Below are 19369 nucleotides of genomic sequence, written 5' to 3'. Positions count from 1 at the left end.
ATCGGGAGTCGGGAGTCAGCAGTTGGCAATATGTGGTGGGCAGTTCGCCAGGCGCGGGTTGCTTCCTGCCTGCCGACTCCTGACTTCTGACTTCTGACCCCTCGTTTACGGTGCCGGCAGCGGCTGGCTGAAGTCGTTTGTTTCCCAGGCATGCGCCATTGCGTCGACGTTCCTGCGCGTCACAATGTCCATGCCGGTGTCGATAAACGTTGGGTATCGCTTGCCATTCAGAATATAGTCGTACACCATTTGCACCGAACTGGCGCCCCAATCCCAGTATTTCTGGCCGATCAGCGCTTCGAGGTAGCCGTCGCGCATGAGATCAAGCTCGACCGGCAGGGTGTCGAAGGCAACAGTTCGCATGCCGCGCGTGCGCGTGGCCTGCTCCCACAGCGGCATCGCGCCCCGGTCGGCGAACAGTGGCCACAGGCCCACAAAAAACCAGCCGCGCATATCGGGGTGCGCCTGCATGGTTTCTTCCACGCCCTGCACGCCCAGGTTGATATCTTCGTTGCTGGCGATTGTCGCAATAATGTGCATGTCGGGGTAGGCCGCCAGCCGGTCGGTGAAGCCGCGCGCCCGCTCGTCGAGGTTGAGCGCGCCCGGCACGCCCGTCAGCATTGCAACCTTGCCGCGCCCATCGATTGCGCGCGCCAGCATGTCGGCGGCGGCCTGCCCGGCGGCATAGTTGTCGATGCTCAGAAAAGCGAAACGCTGGCTTTGCGGCGAATCCGAATCCCATGTCATCACCGGGATGCCAGCCGCAACGGCGCGATTGATCGGCGCGACGCAGGCGGTCGGGTCGTTGCACGACACCGCGATGCCATCCACCCCGCGCGCAATCAGGTCGTCGAGAATACGCGCCTGCTCGACCGCGTCGGCCGAGACCGGGCCAAGCACCTGTATCTGCACATCAACCGCGCCGCTTTCGGTCAGCTCTTTCGCTTTTTGCAGCGCGCCAGCGCGGCCCAGGTCGAACACCGGGTTGCCCAGCGATTTCGTCACCCATGCAATCGTCAGCTTCTGGCGCGTGCTACCGGCTGGCACGGCGCATGCCGCGAGCGCCAGCACACACAGCACCAGCATACCCACGCGGCGAAATAAAGACGAAGGGCGATATGCAGCGCTCGTCGGTCGTTGGTTAGCCTGCCCTGAGCTTGCCGAAGGGTCGTTCGTCGTTCGTCGGTCAGCCATTGCTACACCCGCCGCCGCCGCCAGTAATCGAGCAAGAGCACCACCAGGATCATAGCGCCAATCGTCACGAACTGCCATTGGTTCTGATTGGAAAGGCCAAGCAGCACCACACCATTGCGGATCACCTGGATGAGCGACGCGCCCAAAATCACGCCCGCCACGGTGCCCTGGCCGCCAAACAGGCTCGCACCACCAATCACTGCCGCCGCAATAATATCAAGCTCGTAGCCCGAGGCGGCCATTGGCGCGGCCACGCCCAGGCGCGCAGTCAGGATCAGCCCGGCCAGCCCGGCCAGCACGCCGCTAAGCGTGTACACCACCGTCTTCACGCGGCGCGGCGACACGCCCGCAACACGCAGCGCGCGCTCGCTCAGCCCGACGGTGTAGATATAGCGCCCGAGCACGGTTTGCTGCAGCAGCACATTCATCACAATCCCAATCAGCGACATCCAGACCACCGGCATGGGGATTGCCACCGTGCCAAGTGTGATGCTTCCCTGGCCAAGGTAGCGAAAACCCGGCGACAGGTCGACCACTGGCGCGCCGCTCGTCAGGCTCAGCACAACGCCGCGCGTGATGCCCATGGTGCCGAGCGTGACCATAAAGGGCGGCAGGCCGGTGCGTCCGACCAGCAAGCCATTGATCAGGCCCACCAGCGCGCCACTGCCCAGCCCGCACAAGAGCGCCAGCGGCAGCGGCAGCCCAAAGTCCAGCGCCATCGCGCCAATCATGCCGGCCAGCGCCATCACCGCGCCCACCGACAGATCGATGCCGCCGACGATGATCACCATCAGCGCGCCAAACGCGGCAATCACATACCACGAAAAGCTCAGCGCAATGTTCATGAGGTTGACGGCAGTGAAGAAGGTGCTGGTGCTGATGCCCAGCAGAATGCCGAACAAGAACAGCAGCACTGCCACCACCAGCTCTTGCCGCTGGATCAGCGAGCGCCAGCCGCGCTGCAGCCCACGCGCCAGCCGCGAGCGTGGCTCGCCTGGAATAAGTGTGGCGCTTTGCTGCATTGCCTTGCTCCCGGGGTTAGGCAGATAATCCACAGATTGCACAGATTGCACAGATTTAGGTGTTACGCTGTCGCGCTCTTCTACATTTCAACTACGTGCTGCTTGCCTGCGGCAGCAAGGTACTCACTATTTTTGTGAACAGTTTTCCGCGCTATGCGCGGAAAACTGTTCACAAATCTGCCGGAGGACAGCGCGCTAGAACCAGAAACCTAATCGTCAATCGTAAATCCGAAATCGTAAATCGCCTAGCGGCTCGTCCGGCGCGTGTACACGTCGAAGATCACCGCCGCCGCCAGCACCGCGCCACGCACAATGTACTGGTACGAAATGCCCACGCCCATCAGGTTCATGCCGTTGATCAGCGAGGTCATCACCAGCGCGCCAATGATCGAGCCCGTCACGCGGCCCACGCCGCCCGCCGCCGACACGCCACCCACATACGCCGCCGCAATCGCGTCGAGCTCGAACAGCGTGCCTGCCGTGGTCGAGGCCGACGTGAGGCGCGCGGCGAACAGAATGCCCGACAGCGCGGACAGCAAGCCCATCGAGCCGAACACAGTGAAGAGAATGCGCTTCACGCTGATGCCGCTCAGCTCGGCGGCGTCGGGGTTGCCACCCACCGCATAGATATGCCGGCCCAGCACGGTGCGTGTGGTGATGAAATGGTAAATGCCCACCACCAGCAGCATAATCACCGTCGTCCACGACAGGCCCTGGTAGGTCGCCAGCACCCACGTCACCCAGCCAATCAGCAGCGAAACAAACACCAGCTGCAGAATAAAGATGTCGCGCGGCATGACTTCGAAGTTATAGGCCTGCTGCTTGCTGCGCCGGCTGGTGGCACTGTAGATGTACAGAATTATCGCCAGCACCCCAAGCACCAGTGTCAGCTTGTGCACGCCTTCAAGCACCCCGCCCAGCCCAGGGATGTCGGGGATGAAGCCATTGCCCAGCGCGTTGAATGTTTCGTCCTTGATGATGATCGTGCCAGTGCCTTCGGTGACCTGCTGCAAAAAGCCGCGATAGATCAGCCAGCCGGCCAGCGAAGCCACAAACGATGGGATGCCAAGCTGCGCCACCGGGAAGGCGGTAATCAGGCCGGCAATCAGGCCGAAGATCAGCACCATCGGGATGACCAGGTAGACCGACATGCCCCAGCGGCTGAGCGCAATTGCCGCGACCGCGCCGAGGAAGCCGGCCAGAAAGCCAACCGACAGGTCGATCTGGCGGATCACAATCACCAGCGTCATGCCAACCGCCAGCACCGCGATGTAGCCGGTCTGGTTCAGCAGGTTGCTGAGGTTGCGCGCCGAGATAAAGTTGCCATCGGTGAACTGGTTGAAAAAGGCCATGATCACGAACAAGGCAATGAACATGCCATATTCGCGAATATTTTCGCGCAGCACCTTCCGCAGATTCTGAAAAAACGACGCAGGCCGCACCACCGTCTGCGCATTCTGGATAGACATCCTAGTCCTCCTCAGTTAGTAGCCAGGTGCATAATTTTTTCCTGGGTCGCTTCTTCAATCGGCAGCTCGCCAGTGATGCGCCCCGACGAAACAATATACACACGATCGCTCATGCCAAGCACTTCGGGCAGCTCGGATGAGATCATGATAATGCTCATGCCCTGCTCGACGAGCTGGTTCATCAGGGTGTAGATTTCGAACTTCGCCCCAACGTCGATGCCGCGCGTCGGCTCGTCGAGAATAAGGATTTCGGGCTTGGCAAACAGCCATTTGCTCAGGCAGACTTTTTGCTGGTTGCCGCCGCTCAGGTTCGAGACGGTTTGCTCGACCGAGGGCGTTTTGATGTTGAGCGAGGTGCGGTATTCGTTCGATACCTTGACCTCGGCGTTGTTGTCGATGATGTTGTTGCTGGCAATCGCCTGCAGGTTCGCCAGGGTGATGTTGCGCTTCACATCCTGGATGAGGATCAGGCCATTGCCTTTGCGATCTTCGGTGACATAGGCCACGCCAGCTTTGATCGCGTCTTTCGGCTTCTGGAAGCTGCGCTTCTTCCCTTTCACCACCAGTTCGCCCTTGGTCTGGTAGTGGGTGGGGTTGCCGAACAGGCTTAGCGCCAGCTCGGTGCGGCCCGAGCCCATCAGGCCAGCAAAGCCGATGATCTCGCCGCGCCGCACGTTGAAGTTGATGTTGCGCAGCACCTGCCGGCCAAGCGCGGGGTCGTAGGCGCTCCAATCTTTGGTTTCGAGCACCACCTCGCCGATCTGCTTGTTTGGCCGGTGCGGATAGATATTTTCGATCTCGCGGCCAACCATGAACTTGATCAGCGCGGCCTCGCTCACCTCGCCCTTGTGCGCGTCGAGCGTCACAATCGTCTGGCCGTCGCGCAGCACCGTCACCGAGTCGGCAATGTCGATCACTTCTTTGAGCTTGTGCGAGATCAGAATGCATGTTACACCCTGGTCGCGCAGGCCGCGCAGCAGATCGAGCAGGTTGGCGCTATCGTCCTCATTCAGCGCGGCGGTCGGCTCGTCGAGGATGAGCAGCTTCACGTCGCGGCTGAGCGCCTTAGCGATCTCGACGAGCTGCTGCTTGCCAACGCCAAGGTCTTTGATTTTGGCGCTGGGGTTGACGCGCAGGCGCACTTTGGCCAGCATTTCGCCGGCGCGCTTGATCGTCTCATTCCAGTCGATCACCGACCCTTTGCGGATTTCGTTGCCGAGGAAGATGTTTTCGTACACCGTCATTTCGGGTACCAGCGCCAGTTCCTGGTAGATGATCGCAATGCCGGCGTGCTCGCTGTCGCGGATGCCGCGAAACGATTGCACCTCGCCATTGTAGAGGATGTCGCCGGTGTAGGTGCCGTGGGGGTAGACGCCGCTGAGCACTTTCATCAGCGTCGATTTGCCAGCCCCATTTTCACCGACGAGGCAGTGGATCTCGCCCTGCGCCACCCGAAAGCTGACGTTGTTGAGCGCCTTGACGCCAGGGAATTCTTTCGTGATGTTGCGCATTTCCAGAATTGGGGTATTCATTGCGAAGCTCGCTTTTTACTGACCACCTGCCCGCTGCGCCAGGCACATCAGGCAGCCGGTGCCAGCCTTGGCACACTGGTGTCGAGAAACTGTATTATCGCTATTTTCGCCCAAGTGAGCAACTGTGCGCTGCTTATAGAATGAGCCACAGAAGCTGCCGGTTGCACCGAGAAGCAATTGCTCAGTGTGCCCCGCCCCTCTGTGGCTCAAACTATGGTTGCACCGCGTGCTTGGTGTGCATGGGTGGGTTCTTCCCCTCACTCGCTGCGGGGGGAAGAACCGGGGTCGCGGAGCGTGGCGGGCCTACTGCACGCCGGTGTAGTCGCTCGCCTTGTAGTAGCCCGAGTCGAACAGCGCGGCCTTGACGTTGGCCTTGTCGACCGAGATGACGGGCGACTGAATGGCCGGCACGTCGAGCTTGCCGTTGTTGTACGAGCCCTTGGAGTTCGGCTGCTTGTTCTCGAGCAGCGCCACAGCGGCCGAGATCGCGTCGTTCACCAGGGTGCGCACATCCTTGAACACCGTCATCGACTGCTTGCCATCGATGATGTACTGCACAGAAGCCGGGGCGGCGTCCTGGCCGGTGATCACAAAGCTCTTCACGTCCTTGTCGCCACCGAAGGTGTCGCCGATGGCGCGGGCGGTGTCGTCGTTGGGGGCCAGGATGAAGACATTGCCCTTGTCGGCGGCCTGCGCGGTGGTCAGGTTCGACTCAGCCAGCGTCTTGGCGGTGGCCGGCGCCCAGTCGGTCGTCACCTGGGCGATGATCTTGGCCTGCTCGTCGCGGCTCAGATCCTTCTTATCCTTGAGCGCAAGTGCCTCGCTGGAGTTCTTGAGCACGAAGGTGCCATCGGCGATCTTCGGCTGCAGCACTTCCCACGCGCCCTGGAAGAAGATGAAGGCGTTGTTGTCGGTGGCGGCGCCGGCATAGATGTACAGCGGGTTGTCCTTGGTAGCACCGGCCTTGTCGACCAGGTACTGCGCCTGCTGCGCGCCGACGGCGATGCTGTCGAAGGTCACGTAGTAGTCGACGGCGTCGGTGTCGCGGATCAGGCGGTCGTAGGAGATGACCTTGGCGCCACCAGCGCGGGCGGCGGCGGCCGTCGAGGCGGCGGCCGTGCCGTCAACCGGCGTGATGATCAGCACTTTGATGCCTTTGGTCAGCAGCGATTCGACGTTCGATTTTTCTTTCGCCGAATCCTTCTCGCTGAAGAGAATCTCTACCTGGTAGCCAGCCTTGTCCAGCGCTTCCTTGAAGCGGGCTTCGTCCTGTGTCCAGCGGGTTTCGTCTTTGGTTGGCAGAACAATACCGACGGCGAGCTTGCCATCGGCGGCACCTGCTGCGGGGGCAGCGGTGGCTGCGCCAGAACCGGCGGCCGGGGCGGCGGTGGCTGCGCCACCGGTGGGAGCTGCCGAGCTGCCACATGCTGCCAGCAGCATGCTCGCGAGCACCAGCAGTGCGAGGAGTGAAAGTACCTTGGTTCGCATGGATCTGTCCCCCTAACTAACACTGTTACCGAGGATCTACAGATAATCCCTTTGAGCGATGGTGTATGGGTTCGGCTAACTCCTTTCTTCACAGCACAAGGCGGCAACAGCAGGCTGCCAGCGCAAACATGCCGTGCTGCTGTGGCAGCCAAGGGCGGTGTCGAACGGATGTCGGGATTGCCTCTAGTGTAGTGTGAGGGTTTAAATTTCTCAACCCTTACTACCCCCACATCCGAGTAGCGGGTATCCCCTATTTTGGTTGGGGGAATTCCCCTATTCGGGGCAACGACCGACGAGGGACGAATGACCACCCTCGTGTTTTTATGGATATAACGATCTATAGTATAATAATCTTCCCAGCAGTTTTCCCTATATGCCCATGCAGCATCGTCATTGCTTGATGGTTTGCAGCTATGGCAGCGCGCCACCTGCAAAAGGAGGAGTATGGTTGCATCAAGTAATGATACCCCGAATACTCATCAGGAAGCATTGACGGCACCAATGCCTACGCGCGCCCAATCGAGCTTGCCCGACCCACAACATCTCGCCCAAGTCCAGGACGATATCATAAGACACATGCCGCAAGGCACTGTGACCTATCTCTTCACCGACATGGAAGATAGCACCATGCTGTGGCAGCGCCACGCAAGCCTCATGGGTGCAGCCATCCAGCGTCACGATGCGCTAATCGAGGCAAGTGTAAGCGCGCAGCATGGAGTGCTCGTCCGGCCGCGCGGCGAAGGCGACAGCCGCTTTGCCGTGTTTTCGCGCCCCCACGAGGCCGTTGCCGCTGCCTGTGATATTCAGCAGCGTTTTGCAGCCGAGCTCTGGCCCACGCCATTAGTCATTCGTATTCGCATCGGGATGCATACCGGCGAAACTGAACTGCTCACAGGCGATTACTATGGCACGCCTGTCAATTTGTGCGCGCGCGTGCGAAGTTTGGCCCACGGCGGCCAAACATTGCTGTCGCGCAGCACAGCAAACCTTGTGGAGCGCAGCGTGCCTGCCGGTGCCGGGCTTGCCAGCTGTGGAAGCTTTCAGCTCAAAGGATTGCTCGATCCCGTCGAGGTTTTTCAGCTCAATGTTCCTGGCCTGCCCAATCAATTCCCACCGCTTAGCGGGCAGCCAGCCCATCAGCGCCCGCCATTTCCGCGCCAACTAACCTCATTTGTCGGTCGGCAAGACGATATTCATGCCCTGGCACAAGAGCTTGCTGCCGATCAGGCGCTTGTGACTCTGCTTGGCCCTGGCGGCATTGGCAAAACACGCCTGGCCTTGCAGACGGCGGCTGAGCTTATCGATACTTTTAGCGATGGTGGGGCAATGGCCGATCTGTCGGCGGCGCGAAGCGCAGCCAGTGTGATCGACAGCATTGCGCGCGGGCTCGACCCTGAGCTTGGCTATAGCGTTGACCAACTGAAAGAGCACTCCGAGCGCCTGGATGCATTGTGCAAATGGTTACGCCCCCGCCAGTTACTGCTGGTGCTCGATAATTGCGAGCAGGTAGCCAATGATCTTGGGCCAATTGTAGACGCTGTGCTCAAGGCAAGCGCGGGTCTGCGCATCCTCGCAACCAGCCGCGTGCCGTTGAATATTCAGGCCGAGCAGCTATTCACCGTGGAACCGCTGGCCGTGCCTGCCCTACCAATTTCAGGATCGCTCGGTGACGAGCAGCTTGCACGTATCGGGCAATTTTCAGCAGTAGCCTTGTTTGTGCAGCGCGCCCGCAAGCGCAAGCCCGAATTTACACTCACCGCCGAAAATACACCACTTGTTATCGAAATCTGCCAGCGGCTCGACCGATTGCCGCTCGCAATCGAGCTTGCAGCCGCGCGCAGCAATGTACTCACGCTCAAAAATATACGCGACCGCCTGAAAAATCGGCTTGCCCTGCTTACCAGCAATGCCCGCGATGTTCCCGAGCGCCAGCAAACACTCCGCGCGGCGATCGACTGGAGCTACAACCTGCTCAGCGGCGACGAACAATTGCTCTTTGAGCGCCTGGGCATGCTGCCGGGCGGGGCGACTATCGCGGCACTCGAAGCGATCTGCCATATTGCCGCCGAGCCGGAAACGGCGCGCGCCTTTGGCGAAGACCAGCATCATCAACCACTCCGCCCGCTCGAAACAGAGCCGCTTGACCTTGTCACAAATCTTGCCGAGCACAGCCTGATAACCATGGCAGCCGATACCGATGGCGATGCGCGCTACAGCATGTTCGAAACCATCCGCGAGTATGCCCAGGAACGTGCAACCAGCCATGGCGAGGCAGAAGCAATTGCGGCCCGCCACGCGGCTTATTACTTTGCCCTGGCTGAAACTGCTCAGCCTCAGCTCACAGGTGAACAACAAAAAGATTGGTTTGGCCGCCTCGAAGATGATGCAGTTAACCTGGAAGCAGCGCTGCACTGGCTTATGCGCCTAGGCGATATAACACGCACATTGCGCATGTGTACTGCACTCTGGCGTTTCTGGTATACCCAAGGGCGGCTCAACGAAGGGCGCAAGTGGCTGGCAACAGCATTTCAGCAGGCCCAGCCAACTATTGCGACTATTGATGCCGCTGCGCGCCTGGAGGCGTTGAACGCTGCTGGCGGGCTGGCCTGGGCACAGGGCGATTTTGCCGAGGCCCATCAGTTCTATGAAGAAAGTCTCGCTCTTGGCAAAACGCTCAATAAGCCATCGGCCACTGCTCGGGCGCTGAATAACCTTGGGATTGTTGCCAACGCTCAGGCCGATTACTCCCGCGCTCAGCACATGTACGAAGAAGCGCTGCCGATCTTCCTTGAGCTGAATGATGAGCCGAACATTGCCAATACTCAGAGCAATTTAGGCGTTCTGGCGCATGATCTTGGCGACGACGATAAGGCGCGCCAGCTACATCAGCAAAGTTTGGCGCGTCGTCGCAAACTCGGCGACACCGCCCGCGTGGTCATTTCACTAATCAACCTTGGCGTTGTTGAGCAGGCGCAGAATAACATCCAGCAGGCGCGCCTGCATTACCGCGAGGCACTCCCTCAGGCACGCATCCTGGCCGACCAGGAAAGCATTGCGGCTGCGCTCGACGGCCTGGCGCGTGTTGCCGCAGAATTTGGGAGCACTGAACGTGCCGCCCGCCTCTGGGCAGCAGCCAGCCAGCTTCGCAAAAAGATCAATGCGCCACTTCCGCCCCACGAGCAGGCCAATTACGACCGCGCAATAAGCGCAGCACGCCAGCAGCTTGGCGAAACCGCCTGGGCCGCAGCGTGGGCTGCCGGCGAGCTACTTACCGTGGACGAGGCGTGCAGCGAGGCGCTAGGCGTATAGCAACCCACTGGTCTTTTTTCCCGTCATTTCTTGTGCAATACATAGCAGATCTGGCATCAGTATGATTTGGGCGCGATCTTACTGCCATAGCGCGCGCTCACCACGTCCTTGAAGCGCACGGATTTCGCCGCATGTGCTCCTCCGCCACCTGCCTATAGGGAGATGCTTGTATGCACACGACTTTCCCGCGCCGCTCGCTGCCTGCCTTGCCACTTAAACGCACATGGCAGCTTGTTTTCGCCTTCTTGCTCGTAGCCGGCGTGGCGCTCGCGCCGCAGTCGCAGACCTATCACTTCCCCGAAGCCGTACATACCGACCATTTTATAGGCAGCACTGCGCCGCTAGCCTTTACCAGCAGTGCTACCGCAGGATCACAAATGCAAGCGCGCGCACTTGGCGGCGGAATAGCATTTCTTCCCGGCAAACTTGTGCTTCAACTTCCCGTTGAGAGGTCTTCTGCTGCACCAGCAACTCCCATAACACCCGCAACACATGAAGATTCACTCCCTCAACAGCAATTTACGAACGTGGCAATCGAATTCATTGGCAGCCAGCAGCACCCTCCAAGCGGCATCCAACGCTTATCAGGCGTTGCAAACTACCTGATCGGCAAGGATCCATCAGAATGGCAGACTAATCTGCCAACCTACGCCGCGCTTGGTTATATTGCGCTGTATCCTGGCATCGATGCGCGCTACGATGGGCAGGCCAACCATCTCAAAGGCACCTACACACTCGCACCAGGCGCCGATCCATCCCAGATTCGCTGGCGCTATGCTGGCGCCACTGCCCCGCAGCTAGAAGTAAATGGCGACCTGCGCATAGAAACAGCAGGCAGCACAAATGCCCTGATCGAGCGCGCGCCAGTCGCGTGGCAAATGCGCGCCGGGCAGCGCACTAGCGTAAGCACACACTATTCCATTGCTGCCGACGGCAGCGTTGGTTTTGTGCTTGGCGCATACAATCCATCGCTGCCACTCACGCTCGACCCGGCGCTCGAATACAGTAGCTACCTGGGCGGCAGCGCCAACGACCGCGTCGAAGATATCACGCTCGACCCAAGCGGGAATATCTACCTGGTCGGGCATACCTTGTCGCCCGATTTCCCGGCCAACCCGCTACCGGGGCTCACTAGCCTCAGTAATAGCAATGTGTTTGTTGTCAAGCTCGCTTCTGATGGGCACACTCCTGTGTTTAGCACATACCTGGGCGGCAGCGCCGATGACCTTGGCAACGCAATCGCCGTAGATCATCTCGGCAACGTGTATATTGCTGGCTCAACTTACTCTGCGAATTTCCCAACCACCACGAATGCATTAGACAAAACACTGAATGGCATAATCGATGCATTTGTGTCCAAGATAAATGCAAACGGCAACAACTTGCTGTATTCGACGCTGCTTGGTGGCAGCGGGGTCGATGGTGCCAATGGTATGGCAATCGATGGCAACAGGCTTGTGTATCTCACTGGCTCAACTGCTTCGCCCGATTTCCCAATCAAGAACGCCATTCAGCCGAACTATGTGAATTGTGTATCCGATCCGCTAACCTGCCGCGATGCATTTGTAAGCAGCCTCGATATAAACACGAATACGCTGCACTACAGCACGTTTCTTGGCGGCAATCGCGCGGATGTTGGGCTACGTATCGCGGTTGACAGCAACAATAATGCGTATGTCAGCGGGTATACCAACTCAGATAATTTTCCAACTCGTAACCCGCTGGTTATTCCGCTAAGCGGTGGGGGCAGCTATAACGGTGCGCAATTTGGCAGTGGCGAATGCAACAATGGCACAATCACTTTTGTTTGCCCGGATGGCTTTGTGGCGAAGTTTGCTCCAAATGGCGCACAAATCTATAGCAGCTACTTGGGTGGCAGCAGCTTTGATGAAGCATCCGGCTTGAGCGTCGATAGCGCGGGGAATGCTGTTGTATCTGGCTTCACATTTTCGGGCAACTCCATGAAAATTTCGGAGAACTTCCCAACAACGGCCGCATTACAGCCAACCCTGACCGGCGGCTACGATGCCTTTGTCGCCAAGCTGCCCGCTAGTGGTGGCTCTGCTCTATTCTCGACCTACCTCGGGGGCAGCCTTTCGGATCGGGGCATGGATATCGCGCTTGACGCGGGCAACAATATCTACCTCACTGGCATAACTGAATCAGCGAATTTCCCAACACGTAACCCAATTCAGCCCACATTCGGTGGCGGAACCTGTGGCACGCCGCCAACACCAACACCTTGCGAAGATGCGTTTGTCGCAGTGCTCAGCGCCGATGGGTCACAGCTGCGCCAATCGAGCTTTCTCGGCGGCAATTCCGAAGATATGGGGTTTGCGATTGCTGCCGATCCTTTTGGCAACGCCTATGTGGCTGGCTACACCACCTCATCGAATTTCCCAACAGTCGCTGCATCGCAGGCCAACCCTGGCGGCTCGGAAGATGGGTTTGTCGCAAAAATCGCCGCCGGCACAACCCGCTACATAGCCCCAACCGGCACCGATGCCGGCACCTGCACCAATCAGGCCGCGCCCTGCCTCACCATCACCTATGCAATGAGCCAGGCCGTGGACGGCGATACGATCCAGATCGCCGCTGGCGACTACAACGAGCCAGTGAATGTCACAAAATCGCTGGCGCTGCTTGGCGCTGGCTCGGGTTCTTCGTCTGCAACAGCAACGATTATTCACGGCCACCAGCTGGCTGCCCCCGATGCCAGTGTCGTTGGTGTCGTACCCGGTGCCACCGCCTCGCTGGCGAATATGCGATTACAAGGCGGCACCGCAACACCGGGCGGCGGCATTGCAAACCATGGCAATCTGAGCTTGAACAATGTGTTTGTAACCCAAAATATCGCGGGCGTGTTTCCTGCGACCCTTACTTCCAATGGTGGCGGCATTTTTAACGACACTGGCTCCAATCTCTCGATCAGCAATAGTGTTATAACTGGCAACCAGGCCTTATCTGGCGGCGGTATCTATAACCTGGGTACGGCAACAGTGATTAGCAGTACGCTGAGCAATAATCAGGTTGCGTGGCGCGGCGGTGGAATTTTCAATGATATGGATGGCCAAGCGCATATTACAAATGGAATAATCCAGAACAATCAGGCTATTGACGGATTGGGATTGCCCAACCAACATCGCGACGGCGGCGGCATTGCCAATTTTGGGCAAATGAACGTAACTGGGACGGTTGTGAGTGGCAATACCGCGAGTGGCGGCATCAACTATAACACCGGAGGGGGCATTTTCAATACCGAACAGGCACACATGCGGCTTGATTCTGTGCAGGTGCTCAATAATACCGTCGGCATTCCAACTGTCATAGCATGGGGGGCAGGTATTCAAAACTCTGGCGACCTGGCAATAGTTGCCAGCACCATCAGCGGCAACCATGCAGAAGGCTTTAATGCCTATGGCGGCGGCATCTTTAATTACCTGCGCCCCGGCTTTACCATTGGAAATCTTACGCTCGACCGCACCACAGTCAGCGGCAACAGCGCCATCGGCAGCCCCACAGCCACGGGCGAAACCCAGGGCGGCGGCATTGCCAACTGGGGCAATGCAACCCTCAGTAATAGCACCGTCTCCAATAATTCTGCCTCAGCTGGTGGCAGCTCCAATCGCGGCGGTGGCATTTTCAGCGGCTACATCACTACCACGCTCGCGCTTACCGACACTTCGGTTGTAAGCAATACACTCGATGGGTCGGGCAGTGCCTGGGGCGGCGGCGTGCTTGTTGGCGGCACGGCGTCTCTGCGCGGTGGCACCATACAAAACAACCGTGTTGGCAGCGCATCGGTGATTACCGCAAGCTATGGGGGTGGCATCTTCGCTTACTACGGCGCTGCGCTCACGCTTGATGGGACAACTGTGCTGACGAATACGCTCCTGAGCGCCTCGGAGTCGCATGGCGGCGGCATCTATGCGTTGAATGACAGTAACTTACAGCTCCGCAATGCCTCGGTGCGTGGCAATCGCGCCGAAACCGCGCCAGGAAAGTTGAATAGTTTTGGTGGCGGGATCGAAGCCGAACTCGCGTCAATGACACTTACAAATATACGCATCGACAGCAACATTGCCGATAGCGAAGGTGGTGGGGTGCGCGCGAGCGGCACGATGACAATGACGAGTGGCAGCATCAGCGACAATGTTGCCGCAGGCAGCGCTGGTGGTGTATCGCTGCTGCCGGGCAGCACCGCAATTATTTCTGGCACAGCGATTGAGCGTAATCAGGCCCGTAAAGGCACTGGCGGTGGCATTTTTGCCAAAGGCACGCTGACTTTACGGAACGCCAGCGTCAGCGGCAACCAGGCCGATGGTTCGGGTGGCGGCGTGAGTGCAGGCGTTAGCAGCGTCAGCGCGCTCGATAATGTTCAACTTTTGGCGAACCGTGCGGCCCGAATTGATGGAGGCAGCGGGAATCGCAATGGCGGGGGCATAGTCAACGAAGGCCAGATGAATATTCGCGACAGCCATATCAATGGCAATACTGCGAGCACTGGCGGCGCCGATAATGTTGGCGGCGGCGTTTTCAACGGCGGGAATCTGGGCGTGCTCCGCAGCGAGATCAGCAATAACACAGCTGACGCAAGCGGCGGGCGGGCGGCAAGCGGCGGAGGCATCATCAACTATGGCTGGCTGGCCCTGCGCGATACGCTGCTATATGCCAATAGCGCAATTGCCGGTACGATTGTCATCAGCCAGCCAGCCGCCATTGGTGGTGGTATCTACAACACAAATCAAAATAATCCAGGCGGCGGGCAGCTTGATCTGGTCAATACCACCATCAGCCACAATATGGCACTGGGGCAGAATGTGCCGAATGCTGCCGCGCAGGGTGGCGGCTTGTTCAGCGATGGCGCAATAACTACCACAACCAGCTTAATTATTGGCAACCAGGCCAATGTTGGCGGTGGCATTGTGGCTGGTGGCACCACCATTATTAATCGCACGCAAATCTTCAGCAACACTGCAAATCTTAGAATTGGTGGAGTATCTAACAGCGGCAACATGCGAATCACGAGTTCAACTATCAGCGCTAATGTTGCGCGTACAAACGAAACAGGAGGAGTGAGCAACGCAAGTGGAGCTGTACTTAACATTACTAATAGCAGTATTAGCGGCAATACTACTCCAGGTAATGGTGGTGGGTTGGCAAACTATAGTGACACGAATGGTACAGGCGTAGTTTCCATACAGAAAAGCACCATTTCTGGCAATCAGGCTGGCGGCAGCACTGGCGGAGTAGGTAACAGCGGCATCATGACGGTTACTGATACGCTTATTACCGGCAATACAGCTCGTGAAAGTGCCGCAGGCCTTTCGAACAACAGCGGTGGCAAGCTGACGATGACGAACTCGGCAATCGCACAAAATAGCGCGCTCAAAAATACAGGAGGCCTTCTCAACTCAGGTATTGCTCAATTAACAAATGTGACGATCAGTGGCAACATTGCTCAAACTGACGCAGGTGGGGTCTGGAATGAAGGTGTAGGCTCCCTCAAAGTTGAAAGCGCCACTATAACGGACAATCTCGCAGGTCGTGGCGGGGGAATGTTCGATAATTCCACAACGCCTGCAACGCTCAGGAATTCAATACTGGCTGGCAACGAAGCAACTACTGGTGCTGATTGCGATGGACAAATCACATCCCTCGATCACAATCTGCTTGGCCTGCCAGCGGCTTGCCCCATCACCCGCCTGTCGCACGACATTGCCACCAGCGACCCACTGCTGCGCCCCTTGCAGAATAATGGTGGCCCGACGCCAACGCACGCGCTTCTGCCGGGCAGCCCCGCCGTTGGCGCGGGCGACACAGCCACCTGCCCGGTAACCGATCAGCGCGGCGTGCTGCGGCTTGGCGCGTGCGACATTGGCGCATACCAGGTTGGCCCGGCGACACAGCTTGTCTTTACCACGCAGCCAAGCAGCAGCACTGTCGAAGGGGTGCTTAAACCACAGCCGGTGGTTGCCGGGCAGGATGCCTATGGCAACGCCGGCCATCTGAGCGCGCCGGTCAGCGTGAGCTTGCTGAACACAACTCCCACTGACGACAATCGAACCAATGATGCCAAACTTTTTGGTACCACAACAGTTAGCCCCATAAGTGACACGGCGACGTTCACGAACCTGCGTGTCGACAAGCCTGGCACGGGCTATCGCCTGCAGGCAAGCGCCAACACCGCCAATGGCGTCATCACCGGCACCAGCCAATTGTTTAGCGTTGTGGCAAAGCCCCGCGACCGAAACCAGCCAATACCGTTCTGTGGCAAACCGGATGAGCAAATCTCAGAACCAAAACCCTTCGATACGCTGAATAACGCGGCGCAATACCCGCTCGCCTTCGACCCGGGCGGCAATGTCCAGTTGCGCTGCGATTTAAGCCGGCCCGAGTATGTCAGCTGGTTTGCCTTTGGCGCGCGGCCCGGTGCCAGTGTCGCCATCAGCCTCACGCAGCTCCCCGATGATTACGATCTTGTGCTGCTTTCCGACCCGCGCACGCCCCTGCCAAGCGGCGATAATATCGACCTGAGCAATATTGCCGACGGCAACGGCAGCAACGTAAATAGTGACGGGCAGGAAGACGCCAACGCCATTAGCCGCCTCACCGTGATCAGCCGCCTCACCGTGATCAGCCGCCTCACCGTGATTAGCCGCCTCACCGTGATCGGCAATGTCAATGGTATTTCTGCCCATACCGGCACGATCTCAGAAACGATTAGCGCCTCGCTTCCCGAAGGCGGCACCTACTTCATTGCCATCGCGCGGCCGTTTACAAACGCGATCGATGTCAAACTCCCGCCCTATCAGCTTGACATTCAGCTGCGCGATGGCACACTCGTTCAGCCCAGTACCCATGCCCGGATAATTGGCGGCTTGCCAAACCGCGCGCCCGACGCTTCGGTTCAAACCATTTACCTGTTTAACTCCAATCGTATGCTTGCCGCCGCGAAGGCGCTCAAAGGAACGGCAACGCTCAGCGAGACTGCGGCGGCAGGCGAGCTTGGCCGCCTGCTCGCGCCGGGCAATCCCTTGCTGGCAGGCAGCCACGGCGTGCTGTTCGACCTGGCCGGGCCGGGGTTACTGAACGACACCGACCAGAAACTGCTCAACCAGCTGTATGCGCAGTGGGATGCCAAACCGAACGAGCCGCTGCTCGCCAACGAAGTGGCCCGGCAGATCTGGCAGATCGTCGATTATGCGCTGACGAATGTGTACGCAGGAACGACCAGTATTGTGGTGGTGGGCGGCGACGGCGTCGTGCCCTTCTACCGCACGCCCGACGAAACCCCGACTGCCAACGAAAGCCTCTACCTGTCGCAGCTTGGCCGAACCGGCGAACCTGCTACTGCGCTGGAAGGCGCGTTCTACCATCATTTCGTGCTCACCGACAACTTCTATGCCGACCGGCGACCAACGGCATGGCGCGGGCGTGCCTTGTACGTTCCCGACCTGGGCATTGGCCGCCTGGTCGAGCGCCCCAGCGACATTGTGAGCTACCTGCGCGGCTACCTGAGCGCGCCCGACAGCACGCGCAACACCATTGATGTGCAGCACGCCTTTGTGACGGGCTACGACTTCATGACCGACGAAGCCGAGCAGATCAGCGCCGAACTCGGCACTATCTCCAAACCCGAGCAGCACTCGCCCGCAATTACGCAGCTGATCAGCGCAGACTGGAACCTTGAACAGTTAACTGGCCTGTGGTTTGGCGGCCAGCTTCCTCAGCTGATCGACGGCTATACAGACATCAGCACACCCTACGATCTTACATCGCTCAATGGGCATTTCAGCCATTCAGGAGCAGTTCCGGCAAACAACGACAACGTGTTTGAAGCAATGCGCCTGTATGCACCTACCGCCGACATCAGCAGCACCCTGTTCTTTCAGCGCGGTGGCGCGCCAACGCTACTCTATTCGGTTGGTTGCCATGCTGGCCTGAATATGCCCGATCAGAATGCAACAGTAACAACTACAATTGACTTTGCACAGGCGATTGTGAAGCAGGGTGGCAACTGGATCGCCAATACCGGCTATGGCTACGGGGCCGATGACCCAGTAGTTGGCTATAGCGAGCGGCTCGCTACGCTCTTCACGCGCGCAATCCGCCGCAATATCAAGGATGGCGCAGAGATCGGCGATTCGCTGGCGCTGGCCAAGCGGCAATATATTCTCAGCGCCGGTTCAGGCGGCTTTGGCCTGTTCGACGATAAAGTCATCAACCAGATGGTGCTGTACGGCTTGCCATTCATACGTACAAAAGTGCCGAACCCGAACCCCGATCCACCACAGCCAGTTGATGCGCCTGTATGGCTGCCATTCCAGGACAACAATGGCGTCATCACGCGCGTGATTACTATTTCGGCAACAATCTCCGACAGCACTATTCCCATCGCCATCGGCACACTCACCGACAATTTCCGCACGGGCGAGCAGCATACGACAGCGATCACTGCCGAGGCGCAAGTGGTGCGCGGGCGCGTGGTGCTGCCGCTGTTCTCCTACGATATTACGCTCGCACCCGAACCCGGCGAACTCACGCCCGAGCCGCGCGGCGTGCGCTTGCTGAGCGCCAAAACCGAACCGAACCTCGCAGGCTTCGAGCCAACGATCACGAACCAGGTAACTGATGATCTTACCATCGTTCAAGACGCAATTACATTGCCAATGCAGGGGAGCTGGCAGCCCGATGTGCCATATACCTTCCAGCGCACCACCACTATTTCGCGAAACCTGGAAGTGCCGCAGGATCAGCTGCTTGTCAACCCCGCGCAGTTCCGTGCCACCAGCGCGCGCAGGGGCGACCTGCGGCGCTTCACCGAAATGGTGTTCGAAGTGACCTACAACACGCTCCAGGCACCGCGGGTTGGGCCAGAGTTTCTGTCTGCCGATTTCTCCCTGGCGAAGCCACAAGATGCAGAGTCGGCTCAATTCGGAACAGTCTATGCCCGCGCTGTTGTAAAACCTGGCACGCTTCCCAATGGCTTGGCTGGCGCAGGGATTAGTAAAGTCGAACTTATCTATAGCTACGATGGCCAACAATGGCAGCATCTTGAATTGCATCATGGCAGTGACTATTGGTGGCGCGAGCTCTCTGAAGAAGCTCGCGACAAAAGTATCGATGCCTTTTTTGAAGCGATCGATACCGCAGGAAACGTTACCATCGAGACGCTCAAAGGGCGCGCAAGCACGTTCCCCAAGCTTTATCTTCCATTCACCCTTGCCAATACGCGCCAGAGTAATCGACCCTACACGATTAATTTTCCAATAGCTCAAGAGCAGGGCGCGCGATAAGATGTCTCTGAAAGCCCTTTTGTGAAGCACTTCATCGATCTGGCATTCGCCGCGCG

Annotated in this window: 7 protein-coding genes; 2 read left to right on the top strand and 5 right to left on the bottom strand. The window is 58.6% G+C overall.

Translation table 11 applies throughout. The features are described 5' to 3' along the window. Positions 1–105 precede the first annotated feature (105 nt). The 5 genes from M1P90_RS03435 to M1P90_RS03415 form a co-directional block, all read right to left on the bottom strand. Positions 106–1194: a sugar-binding protein gene (locus M1P90_RS03435; protein ID WP_483701259.1), complete on the bottom strand. Its 1089-nt coding sequence runs from the start codon at positions 1192–1194 to the stop codon at positions 106–108. A 2-nt stretch (positions 1195–1196) separates the two neighbouring features. After that, a complete protein-coding gene (locus tag M1P90_RS03430) occupies positions 1197–2216 on the bottom strand; it encodes an ABC transporter permease (protein WP_483701258.1) in 1020 nt (339 codons plus the stop codon). Between the two features lie 245 nt (positions 2217–2461). After that, a complete protein-coding gene (locus M1P90_RS03425; RefSeq protein ID WP_483701257.1) occupies positions 2462–3685 on the bottom strand; it encodes a sugar ABC transporter permease in 1224 nt (407 codons plus the stop codon). Between the two features lie 11 nt (positions 3686–3696). Further along, positions 3697–5217 carry an ATP-binding cassette domain-containing protein gene (locus M1P90_RS03420; protein ID WP_483701256.1) on the bottom strand — a complete coding sequence of 507 codons (1521 nt, stop codon included), beginning with the start codon at positions 5215–5217 and terminating at the stop codon, positions 3697–3699. Between the two features lie 303 nt (positions 5218–5520). Continuing rightward, positions 5521–6705 (bottom strand): sugar ABC transporter substrate-binding protein, encoded by a 1185-nt coding sequence (locus tag M1P90_RS03415; protein ID WP_483701255.1) that lies wholly within the window; start codon positions 6703–6705, stop codon positions 5521–5523. A gap of 591 nt (positions 6706–7296) precedes the next feature. On the opposite strand from M1P90_RS03415, the gene M1P90_RS03410 reads away from it, so the two are divergent. Beyond that, positions 7297–10014 carry an ATP-binding protein gene (locus tag M1P90_RS03410; protein ID WP_483701254.1) on the top strand — a complete coding sequence of 906 codons (2718 nt, stop codon included), beginning with the start codon at positions 7297–7299 and terminating at the stop codon, positions 10012–10014. Between the two features lie 170 nt (positions 10015–10184). Further along, complete coding sequence (locus tag M1P90_RS03405; RefSeq protein WP_483701253.1) at positions 10185–19313, top strand: DUF7948 domain-containing protein; 9129 nt, start codon at positions 10185–10187, stop codon at positions 19311–19313. The last annotated feature ends 56 nt before the right edge of the window (positions 19314–19369 follow it).

This window comes from Kouleothrix sp. 19917, from assembly GCF_057073505.1.
The sequence above is the reverse complement of the archived record's forward strand: the minus strand, read 5'-3'. Positions and strand labels throughout refer to the sequence as shown.

Coding starts and splice junctions, on each gene's coding strand:
- M1P90_RS03415 (WP_483701255.1), bottom strand. CDS start 6,705: ATGCGAACCAAGGTACTTTCACTCCTCGCACTGCTGGTGCTCGCGAGC.
- M1P90_RS03425 (WP_483701257.1), bottom strand. CDS start 3,685: ATGTCTATCCAGAATGCGCAGACGGTGGTGCGGCCTGCGTCGTTTTTT.
- M1P90_RS03420 (WP_483701256.1), bottom strand. CDS start 5,217: ATGAATACCCCAATTCTGGAAATGCGCAACATCACGAAAGAATTCCCT.
- M1P90_RS03405 (WP_483701253.1), top strand. CDS start 10,185: ATGCACACGACTTTCCCGCGCCGCTCGCTGCCTGCCTTGCCACTTAAA.
- M1P90_RS03435 (WP_483701259.1), bottom strand. CDS start 1,194: ATGGCTGACCGACGAACGACGAACGACCCTTCGGCAAGCTCAGGGCAG.
- M1P90_RS03430 (WP_483701258.1), bottom strand. CDS start 2,216: ATGCAGCAAAGCGCCACACTTATTCCAGGCGAGCCACGCTCGCGGCTG.